This window comes from Massilia sp. CT11-108, from assembly GCF_047302915.1.
Classification (GTDB): domain Bacteria; phylum Pseudomonadota; class Gammaproteobacteria; order Burkholderiales; family Burkholderiaceae_D; genus Telluria; species Telluria orientalis.
Genome location: NZ_JBKYMO010000347.1, coordinates 1 through 6,195 on the forward strand (window position 1 = coordinate 1; position 6,195 = coordinate 6,195).

Sequence of the window (6,195 nt, forward strand, 5' to 3'; positions counted from 1 at the left end):
GACGGCAGCGAAAAGCTGGCCGCGGGCTGGCTGATCGACCGTTGCGGCTGGAAGGGAAAAAACCTGGGACGCGCGGGAATGCGGAACGTGTTGAAAGGGGCGAGGGAAACGTCGGTGGACAGGGGCAGGTCGGCTGGCATGGCTGGGGCGGGTAGTGTTTGGCGCATTATAGTGGTTACAATATCGCCATTCATTACTGTGCAAGGAAAAAACAAGATGCCATCGTTTGATGTGGTCTGCGAAGCAGACATGGTCGAAGTCAAGAACGCCGTCGAGCAATCCAACAAGGAAATCGGCACCCGCTTCGACTTCAAGGGCAGCTCGGCCAAGGTCGAGCAGAAGGAACGCGAGATCACCGTGTTCGGCGATTCCGACTTCCAGCTCGGCCAGGTGCGCGACGTGCTGTTGAACAAGATGACCAAGCGTAAGGTCGACGTGCGCTTCCTCGACGAAGGCAAGGTCGAGAAGATCGGCGGCGACAAGGTCAAGCAGGTCCTCAAGGTGCGCAACGGCATCGAGACGGAAGACGCGAAGAAGATCACCAAGCTCATCAAGGAAAGCAAGATGAAGTTGCAAGCCTCGATCCAGGGTGAAACCGTGCGCGTCACCGGCAAGGATCGCGATACGCTGCAGGAAGCGATCGCGCTGCTGCGCAAGGACGTGAAGGATCTGCCGCTGGAATTCAACAACTTCCGCGACTGAACGTTTCCTGCCCGCTCCGCACGACCGTGCGGCAAATGGAGCTCTCGACCCGTCCCCGCGTGGGGTAAAATGCGGGGCGTGCGAACACGCCGGTCGGCGGCGTTACCTATAACAACGAGTTGAATAGCAATGAAACGTGTTGATGATTTCCGCCTGCGTTTGGGCAACAAGGAATATGTGCCCATCATGATCGGCGGAATGGGCGTGGATATCTCTACGTCGGAGCTGGCCCTGGAAGCGGCCCGTCTGGGCGGTATCGGCCACATTTCCGATGCGATGGTGCCGGACGTGTCGGACCGCAAGTTCGACACCAGCTTCGTCAAGGAAAAGACCAAGCTGTACAAGTTCAACATCAACAACATGGACAAGTCCGTCGTCCAGTTCGACCTCGACCGCCTGGCCGAGGCGACGCGCCTGCACGTGGGCGCGACCATGGCGGCGAAGAAAGGCGATGGCCTGATCTTCGTGAACTGCATGGAAAAGCTGACGATGAACGCGCCGAAGGAAACCCTGCGCACCCGCCTGTCGGCGGCGCTGGACGCGGGCATCGACGGCATCACGATGTCGGCCGGCCTGCACCTGGGCTCGTTCGAACTCATCAAGGACCATCCGCGCTTCCGCGACGCCAAGCTGGGCATCATCGTCTCGTCCGTCCGCGCCCTGCAACTGTTCCTGCGCAAGGTGTCGCGCCTGAACCGGCTGCCCGACTACGTGATCGTGGAAGGCCCGCTGGCCGGCGGCCACCTGGGCTTCGGCATGGAAGACTGGAAAGACTACGACCTGCACACGATCATGGACGAGATCCATGCGTACCTGGCCGCCGAAAAACTCGATATCCCGCTGATCGCCGCCGGCGGCATCTTCACGGGCAGCGACGCCGTGTCGTTCCTCGAAAAGGGCGCGGGCGGCGTGCAGGTGGCGACCCGCTTCACTGTCACCCACGAATGCGGCCTGCCGGATTCCGTCAAGCAGGAATATTTCCGCGCCAGCGAAGAAGACATCATCGTCAACGGCGTCTCGCCGACGGGTTATCCGATGCGCATGCTGAAGCAGACGCCGGCGATCGGCTCGGGCATCCGTCCCGGCTGCGAATCGTATGGCTACCTGCTGGACGCGACGGGCAACTGCGCCTACATCAATTCGTACAACCGCGAGGTGCAGGCGAATCCGGGCCAGAAGAACATCCAGGTGTTCGACAAGACCTGTTTGTGCACCCACATGCGCAACTTCAATTGCTGGACCTGCGGCTCGACGACGTACCGCCTGAAGGACACGACGCACAAGCTGTCGGACGGCACCTACCAGATCCTGTCCGCCGAGCACGTGTTCAAGGATTACCTGTTCAGCGTGGACAACCAGGTCGCGCTGCCGCCGCGCCAGGAAGCGGCCGCCTGACCGCTACCATAATCGACGAAAGGCGTGCTGCGGCACGCCTTTTCTTTTGGCGGAACGGAAGTACGGCCAGGCGGTCCAACGGGTTCCATCGACACCGGGAGCCGGCATGCACGAATCCGAACCGCCCAGCCGGTGCGTCTTTCTCACCGACGAGACCGGCACCATCCAGGCCTGGAACGACGGCTCCGCCGCGGTGTTCGGTGTGGCGGCCGGGCAGGTTCTCGGCCGCCCTGTCACCACGTTGTTCACGCCGCCGGGACGCGATGCCTGGAGCGTCGGCTGGCGCGCCCTCACAGGCCATCCCGAAGGGGCCGAAGTCCACGTCGAGCTCATGTGCGCGCGGGGACGCGTATTCGAAGGCACGCTGACGCTGGCGCCGCTGGTCGACGGCGAAAGCCACTTGCGAGGGTGCGCCGTCGCCGTCGCCACGGGCCGCATGCGGGGCGGCACGGAAGCCGAACGGGTCGCACGCACGCCGCTGTCCGACATCGTGGATACCTTCCCCGGCACCTTTTACGTGCTCAACCGTGACGGCCGCTTCGTTCTCTGGAACCGCAACCTGGAAAAGGTCACGGAGATGACGCCGGACGAACTCGGTGCCACGCGCGCCCTCGACCTCATCGAACTGCCCCAGCGCGCGCCGCTGGCCAACGGCATCCGCGCCGCGTTCGACGACGGCGGCGAACTGAAGCTTGAGATCGACTTCGTGTCGCGCAGCGGCCGCGAGACGCCCGTGCTGCTGAACGGAACGAAGATCCGCTGCAACGGCGGCGAATACCTGTTTGGGACGGGCGTCGACCTGGCCGAACGACGCGCGCACGAACAGCAACTGCGCCTGCGCGAACGTGCCCTGCACGCGGCCAGCAACGGCATCCTGATCACCCGGCTGGACCACGGCCAGAGCTTCATCGAATACGTGAACCCGGCCTTCGAGCGCATCACAGGTTACGCGGCGGACGAAATCATCGGCACCGACCCGCGCTTCATGGCCGCACCCGGCATGGACCTGGCGGAGCGGGCCCAGCTGCGCGACGCGATCGCGGCGCGCACGGGCGCCAAGGTCGTGCTGCGCAACCTGCGCAAGAACGGCGAGCTGTTCTGGAACGACCTCTCCATCACGCCCGTGCAGGACGAGCACGGCGAAGTCACGCACTACATCGGCGTGCTCACCGACGTCACCGCGACCATGCTGCGCACGGCGCACCTGGAGCACGAGGTCAACCACGATCCGCTGACGGGCCTCGCCAACCGCAACCTGCTGTGGGATCGGCTGGAGCAGGCGCTGCATCTCGCGCAGCGCCACAAGTCGCTCGTGGCCACGGTGCTGATCGACCTCGACAACTTCAAGACCATCAACGATACGTTCGGCCACGAGGCGGGCGACGTCGTGCTGAAGGTCGTCGCGCGCCGCCTGCAGGCGTCCGTGCGCGACAGCGACACGGTGGCGCGCATGTCCGGCGACGAGTTCGTGCTGATCCTCGCCAACCAGCCGTCGCTGCGTTTTACCCTGCGCATGGTCGAACGGCTGCGCCAGAGCTTCGCGATCCCCGTTGCCTTCAACAACCGCGAGATCCCCGTCGGCGCCAGCGTGGGCGTGTCGCTGTACCCGCACGACGGCGGCACGGCGGCGGAGCTCGTGCGCGCGGCCGACCTCGCGATGTACCACGGCAAGGGCAGCGGCCGCAACGACGTCCATTTCTTCTCGGCCGACATGAAGTCGACCACGGAAGCGAAGCACCGCATCGAATTGGCGCTGCGCGACGCGCTCGACCACGACGAACTGTTCCTGCTGTACCAGCCCCGCGTGGCCGTCGCGACCCGGCGCGTCGCGGGCTTCGAGGCGCTGCTGCGCTGGCGCCACCCGGACCAGGGCGTGCTGTCCCCTGCCGGCTTCCTCGCCGAGGCCGAGGAAAGCGGCGTGATCGTGCCCATCGGCCAGCGCGTGCTCGACCAGGCCTGCGCCTTCGCGGCCCGGTTGCGTGCGGCCGGGTACGTGAACGTGCCCGTGACCGTCAACGTCTCGCACCGCGAATACAGCCAGCCGGGATTTCTCGCCGGCCTGTCCGACCGGCTGACGCGCCACCGCCTGCCGCCGCGCAGCCTGCAGCTCGACCTGCGCATCGATGCGCTGATCCGCAATCCGGCACTGGGCCAGGAACTGGCGGAACAACTGCATACGATGGGGGTCGACCTGTCCGTCGACGGGTTCGGGGCGGGCCTGTGCGACCTCGGCTATCTGCAGCAGCTGGCGGCCACCCAGGTCAAGCTGGCGCACACGACGGTCCAGACGCTGGACGGCGGCGGCCGGGCCGTGGCCAAGAGCCTGATCGACATCGGGCACAACCTGAACATGGAAGTGGTGGCCGAGGCCGTGGAAACACGGCCCCAGCTGGATTTCCTCACCTCGCATGGCTGCGACCACATCCAGGGCATCTGGATCAGCGAGCCCCTCGCGGCGGAGGCGGCGCAGCGCATGCTGGAGGAACAGCAGCCGGCGTGATCAGCCTTCGTTCGTGATCCGCCTGACCAGCGCGCCGAGCACGTCTTCCGCCATGTCGTTGGCCACCTGGCACGTCCCCGCATTCTCGTGCCCGCCACCACCGTACTCGAGCATCAACGCGCCGATATTCGTCTTCGACGTACGGTTGAGAATCGATTTGCCCGTCGCGAACACCGTATTCTGGTTCTTCAGGCCCCACAGCACGTGGATCGAGATATTCGTCTCGGGGAAGAGCGCATAGATGATGAACCGGTTGCCCGCATAGATCACGGGTTCCTCGCGCAGGTCGAGCACGACGAGGTTGCCGTGGACCTGCGCGCAGCGCCGGATCTGCTCCTTGCACAGCTCGCTGTGCTCGAAGTACAGCCGGGTACGCTCCTGCACGTCAGGCAGCTGCATGATCTGGGCGATCGTGTGGTTGCGGCAGTAATCGATCAGGTCCATCATCAGCTGGTAGTTCGAGATGCGGAAGTCGTGGAAGCGGCCCAGCCCCGTACGCGCATCCATCAGGAAATTCAGCAGGTTCCAGCCCTGCGGATCGAGCACTTCCTCGCGCGAGAAGCGCGCGGCGTCGGCCTTGTCGACGGCATCCATCATGTCGCGCCAGGCGGCCGGGAACGCGCGCGTGGCGCCGTAGTGGTCGTAGACGACTCTTGCGGCCGAGGGCGCCTTCGGGTCGATGACGTGATTGTCGCGCCGGCCCGTGTTGCGGATCGTTTCCGATAAGTGATGGTCGAATGCAAGGTGCGCGCCGGCAACGTACGGTAGATTCGTCGTGATATCGCGCGCACTGATCGCGATCTTGCCATCCTGCATGTCCTTCGGGTGGACGAACAGGATCTCGTCGATCAGGTCCAGGTGCTTGAGGAGGACGGCGCAGACGAGGCCGTCGAAATCGCTGCGGGTAACGAGGCGGTAACGCTTGGGAACGGCAGACATCGGCAAACCCCTTTCATGTCGAGAATGAAGCATGGGCTGGCGCAGCCAGGACGTCGTTCATCATACCGCGCAATATTGCTAATTAACAGTTTTTCCATACGTCATCACGGCGTCATCAACCTGTGCATTCCAGTGCCCGAAACGTGCAGGCTGTCGCAAAGGGATGGCCGGCGCTCATGCCAGCGGTTACACTCGCCGCACCTTCTGAAAAAGATAAGTTTCATGCAAACACGGCGTTCTACCCAGCAAACTTTCTCGAATACCCTGTCGGCACTGTACCAGGCCTTCGACGCGGTCGCGACGTGGGTGACGCAACTGTCGTGGTGGAAGTTCTTCCTGTTCGCCGCGCTCATGCTGGTCTCCGGCAAGATTCTGCAGGACGAATTGTTCTCCAGCAGCGAAGAAGAGATCACGCGCACGGAACACAGCGCACGCCGGCCCGAACCGACCGTCACGATCGACGACAGCGGCATCCACATCAATCCGGGCAAGAACAGCCGGCGCGGCACGATCACGATCAATCCGGAAATCGAGGCGGCCAAGGCGGAAGCGGCGGCCAAGGCCGCGGAAGCGGCACACGCGGCGGCCGAGGGCAAGACCGACGAGGCGCAGGCAAAGGCCGACGCCGCGGAACAGGCGGCCGACGAGGCGCAACACGC

General features: G+C 64.2%; 4 protein-coding genes and 1 pseudogene. 4 read left to right on the forward strand and 1 reads right to left on the reverse strand.

All coding sequences use genetic code 11. The features are described 5' to 3' along the window. Positions 1 to 216 precede the first annotated feature (216 nt). The 3 genes from ACEN88_RS22380 (at position 217) to ACEN88_RS22390 (ending at position 4,597) form a co-directional block, all read left to right on the forward strand. Positions 217 to 702: a YajQ family cyclic di-GMP-binding protein gene (locus tag ACEN88_RS22380; RefSeq protein WP_413343151.1), complete on the forward strand. Its 486-nt coding sequence runs from the start codon at positions 217 to 219 to the stop codon at positions 700 to 702. A 129-nt stretch (positions 703 to 831) separates the two neighbouring features. Next, entirely contained in the window at positions 832 to 2,097 is a 1,266-nt protein-coding gene (locus ACEN88_RS22385; protein WP_413343153.1) for a nitronate monooxygenase, read from the forward strand. Positions 2,098 to 2,203: 106 nt separating this feature from the next. After that, on the forward strand, positions 2,204 to 4,597 hold the full coding sequence (locus ACEN88_RS22390; RefSeq protein ID WP_413343155.1) for an EAL domain-containing protein: 2,394 nt from the start codon (positions 2,204 to 2,206) through the stop codon (positions 4,595 to 4,597). Here ACEN88_RS22390 and ACEN88_RS22395 read toward each other — a convergent pair whose 3' ends face one another. Further along, positions 4,598 to 5,536, reverse strand: coding sequence for an exopolyphosphatase (locus ACEN88_RS22395; RefSeq protein ID WP_413343157.1), 939 nt, complete (start codon positions 5,534 to 5,536; stop codon positions 4,598 to 4,600). A 222-nt stretch (positions 5,537 to 5,758) separates the two neighbouring features. Between ACEN88_RS22395 and ACEN88_RS22400 the strand changes: the two are divergent. Beyond that, positions 5,759 to 6,195: pseudogene (locus ACEN88_RS22400) on the forward strand (hypothetical protein); the annotation flags it as partial.

What these genes read in the sequence shown, in the direction of transcription:
- ACEN88_RS22385 (WP_413343153.1), top strand. Translation starts at nt 832, where the DNA reads ATGAAACGTGTTGATGATTTCCGCCTGCGTTTGGGCAACAAGGAATAT.
- ACEN88_RS22390 (WP_413343155.1), top strand. Translation starts at nt 2,204, where the DNA reads ATGCACGAATCCGAACCGCCCAGCCGGTGCGTCTTTCTCACCGACGAG.
- ACEN88_RS22395 (WP_413343157.1), bottom strand. Translation starts at nt 5,536, where the DNA reads ATGTCTGCCGTTCCCAAGCGTTACCGCCTCGTTACCCGCAGCGATTTC.
- ACEN88_RS22380 (WP_413343151.1), top strand. Translation starts at nt 217, where the DNA reads ATGCCATCGTTTGATGTGGTCTGCGAAGCAGACATGGTCGAAGTCAAG.